Genomic DNA, 3,735 nt, shown 5'->3' with positions numbered 1-3,735 from the left:
GGAGTGATCTAGCCATGGGCAGGTTGAAGCGGAGGTAAGACTTCGTGGAGGACCGAACCCACCAGGGTTGAAAACCTGGGGGATGACCTGTCCGCAGGCCGCCCCGGTCAGCGCCCTCCTCTCCTACGCCGAGCAACTGAAGCGGCGCCAGGCGCAACGGGTCGCCGTCGCCAGGAAGTGGGGGCTGGCGGACGTCCCGCTGGCCGCCCCCGCACCGCCCGTCGAGAAGCCGCGGATCACCAGCCGCGAGGGGTTCGAGGTCGACGACGGCGAGGACCTGCCGCAGGTGTTCACGACCGTCCCCACCGACGAGCGGATCGTCTTCCTCACCATCGACGACGGGGCCGAGAAGGACCCCGAGTTCCTGCGGATGATGGACGAGCTGAAGATCCCGTACAGCGCCTTCCTCAGCGACTACCTCGCGAGCGAGGACTACGGCTACTTCGCCCGGATGCAGAAGATGGGGGTCACGCTCAACAACCACACCCTCACCCACCCCTACCTGCCCGGTCTCTCCTACGCACAGCAGAAGAAGGAGATCTGCGACCAGCAGGACAGGATCGAGAAGCACTTCGGCAAGCGGCCGGTGCTGCTCCGGCCGCCGTACGGCAACTACAACCGCGACACCCTCGTCGTCGCCAAGTCCTGCGGGATCAAGGCCGTGCCGCTCTGGGCGGAGGAGGCGTTCCCCGACCACATGGACTGGCGGGAGTGGGACCGTGACCTGCACCCCGGCGACATCGTCCTCACCCACTTCCAGGGGCGCGATCAGTGGAAGGGGACCATGACCGACATGGTCCGCAACGTCATGAAGGTCATCACGGACAAGGGGTACGCGGTCGCCCGGCTGGAGGACTACGTCTGACCCCTGGGCGGGGGCGCGGCGGCGTGGGCGGAGGACGCGCCGGCCGCCCCCGTCCCCGTCGTCGCCGGATGGGCCCGGTCGTAGTCGCCCTCGGCGACCGACAGGGTCACGAAGACGAGCACGAACGCCGCGAGCAGCTGCGTCCACCCCGTCCCCGGCCAGCCACCCCGGATCAGCGACACGGCGACCAGCGCGACCACGACGGTGATCACGCCGAAGACGACGGTGGACCCCCAGCCCATCGGCGGGGGCTCCACCGGCACCGTGGACGTCCCGTCGTACCTGCGCTCCTGGCGTCTCAGGTCGTCCGACCGGTGGCTCAACGCCCGCTGGAGCGCGATGAGCAGGCAGATGACGAGTTCCAGCGCGATCGCGAGCACCGCCACCGTCGCGTCCGCGCATCCCCGGATCACCGGAGACGGCTGCCAGTCGGTGGCGGGTGGATTCGGCATACGGGCACCGTCACCCGGAACGGCGCGTACCGCCCCCGCGTTGTCCTTACGGACGCGCGATCGAGATCCGCCCGACATGTCGTCACGGCGCGGACCCGGACCGCGCGTCCCTCCCGTCCGGGGTGTCCCGGCGGGCGGGCGGCGCCACGCACGGGTACTCAATTGGCACTCCGCTTGACCGAGTGCTAATCGCAGTCATAGTCTCGGTGCTGGCACTCCCCCCTGGAGAGTGCCAGCAGTACCGTGCGACAGGGCAGGTCCGGCACCCGCGACGACGGATCCGGCCCGGTCGCCGACCCAGACTGTTAAACCCCGTGAGATCTCCGAAGGGGGAGACCGGATCGTGTCGACCACCAGCTCCAAGGTTGCGATCAAGCCGCTCGAGGACCGCATTGTGGTCCAGCCGCTCGACGCCGAGCAGACCACGGCTTCCGGCCTGGTCATTCCCGACACCGCCAAGGAGAAGCCCCAGGAGGGCGTCGTCCTGGCCGTGGGCCCGGGCCGCTTCGAGAACGGCGAGCGCCTTCCGCTCGACGTCAAGACCGGCGATGTCGTCCTGTACAGCAAGTACGGCGGCACCGAGGTGAAGTACAACGGCGAGGAGTACCTCGTCCTCTCGGCGCGCGACGTCCTCGCGATCATCGAGAAGTAATTCACCCACATTTGCTGTGTGTTCTGCGCCCCTGGCCCCCTGCGAAATAACTAGCCGGGCGGCGAGGGGCGCAGTTCGTTCGAGAGGGAAAAAAGCCCATGGCGAAGATTCTGAAGTTCGACGAGGACGCCCGTCGCGCCCTTGAGCGCGGCGTCAACAAGCTTGCCGACACGGTCAAGGTGACGATCGGCCCCAAGGGCCGCAACGTCGTCATCGACAAGAAGTTCGGCGCTCCCACCATCACCAACGACGGTGTCACCATCGCGCGCGAGGTCGAGCTCGACGACCCGTTCGAGAACCTCGGTGCCCAGCTGGTGAAGGAGGTCGCCACCAAGACCAACGACGTCGCCGGTGACGGCACCACCACCGCCACCGTGCTCGCCCAGGCGCTCGTCCGCGAGGGTCTGCGCAACGTCGCCGCGGGCGCCTCCCCGGCCTCCCTGAAGAAGGGCATCGACGCCGCGGTCAAGGCCGTGTCCGAGGAGCTCCTCGCGACCGCCCGTCCGATCGAGGACAAGTCCGACATCGCCGCCGTGGCCGCGCTCTCCGCGCAGGACCCGCAGGTCGGCGAGCTCATCGCGGACGCGATGGACAAGGTCGGCAAGGACGGCGTCATCACCGTCGAGGAGTCCAACACCTTCGGTCTGGACCTTGAGTTCACCGAGGGCATGGCCTTCGACAAGGGCTACCTGTCCCCGTACATGGTGACCGACCAGGAGCGTATGGAGGCCGTCCTCGACGACCCGTACATCCTGATCCACCAGGGCAAGATCGGCTCGATCCAGGAGCTGCTCCCGCTGCTGGAGAAGGTCATCCAGGCCGGTGGCTCCAAGCCCCTGCTGATCATCGCCGAGGACGTCGAGGGCGAGGCGCTCTCCACCCTCGTCGTCAACAAGATCCGTGGCACCTTCAACGCCGTCGCGGTGAAGGCCCCGGGCTTCGGCGACCGCCGCAAGGCCATGCTCGGCGACATCGCCACCCTCACCGGTGCGACCGTCATCGCCGAGGAGGTCGGCCTCAAGCTCGACCAGGCCGGTCTGGACGTGCTGGGCACCGCCCGCCGCGTGACCGTCTCCAAGGACGACACGACCATCGTCGACGGTGGCGGCGACGCCGCTGACGTCAAGGGCCGCGTCAACCAGATCAAGGCCGAGATCGAGAACACGGACTCCGACTGGGACCGCGAGAAGCTCCAGGAGCGCCTCGCGAAGCTGGCCGGCGGCGTGTGCGTGATCCGCGTCGGTGCCGCCACCGAGGTCGAGCTCAAGGAGAAGAAGCACCGTCTGGAGGACGCCATCTCCGCGACCCGCGCCGCGGTCGAGGAGGGCATCGTCTCCGGTGGTGGCTCTTCCCTCGTCCACGCCGTCAAGGTCCTGGAGGGCAACCTCGGCAAGACCGGCGACGAGGCCACCGGTGTCGCGGTCGTGCGCCGCGCCGCCGTCGAGCCGCTGCGCTGGATCGCCGAGAACGCGGGCCTCGAGGGTTACGTCATCACCTCGAAGGTCTCCGAGCTCGACAAGGGCCAGGGCTTCAACGCCGCCACCGGCGAGTACGGCGACCTGATCAAGGCCGGCGTCATCGACCCGGTCAAGGTCACCCGCTCCGCCCTGGAGAACGCCGCGTCCATCGCGTCGCTGCTGCTCACGACCGAGACCCTGGTCGTCGAGAAGCCGGCCGAGGAAGAGGCCGAGGCCGGTCACGGCCACGGTCACTCCCACTAGTACCGCCCCGCTCACCGGCCCCCGGGCCGGTGAGCGGTACGAGGC

Annotated in this window: 3 protein-coding genes and 1 pseudogene; 3 read left to right on the top strand and 1 reads right to left on the bottom strand. The window is 68.5% G+C overall.

What is annotated here, in order from left to right; all coding sequences use genetic code 11:
• Positions 1-46 precede the first annotated feature (46 nt).
• A pseudogene (locus tag ACWD3D_RS34545) lies at positions 47-865 on the top strand (polysaccharide deacetylase family protein); the annotation flags it as partial.
• On the opposite strand, the gene ACWD3D_RS34540 reads toward ACWD3D_RS34545, so the two are convergent.
• Entirely contained in the window at positions 856-1,317 is a 462-nt protein-coding gene (locus ACWD3D_RS34540) for a DUF6234 family protein (protein ID WP_451464645.1), read from the bottom strand. The pseudogene ACWD3D_RS34545 and the gene ACWD3D_RS34540 overlap by 10 nt on opposite strands.
• Before the next feature lie 343 nt (positions 1,318-1,660).
• Between ACWD3D_RS34540 and groES the strand changes: the two genes are divergently transcribed.
• Complete coding sequence (groES, locus tag ACWD3D_RS34535) at positions 1,661-1,969, top strand: co-chaperone GroES (protein ID WP_028439209.1); 309 nt, start codon at positions 1,661-1,663, stop codon at positions 1,967-1,969.
• A gap of 98 nt (positions 1,970-2,067) precedes the next feature.
• Entirely contained in the window at positions 2,068-3,690 is a 1,623-nt protein-coding gene (gene groL, locus ACWD3D_RS34530; protein WP_387367287.1) for a chaperonin GroEL, read from the top strand.
• Positions 3,691-3,735: the final 45 nt, after the last annotated feature.

It is taken from the genome of Streptomyces sp. NPDC002690 (assembly GCF_053592415.1).
This window is presented reverse-complemented; position numbering and strand designations above follow the sequence as displayed.

Coding starts and splice junctions, on each gene's coding strand:
- ACWD3D_RS34540 (WP_451464645.1), bottom strand. CDS start 1,317: ATGCCGAATCCACCCGCCACCGACTGGCAGCCGTCTCCGGTGATCCGG.
- groL (WP_387367287.1), top strand. CDS start 2,068: ATGGCGAAGATTCTGAAGTTCGACGAGGACGCCCGTCGCGCCCTTGAG.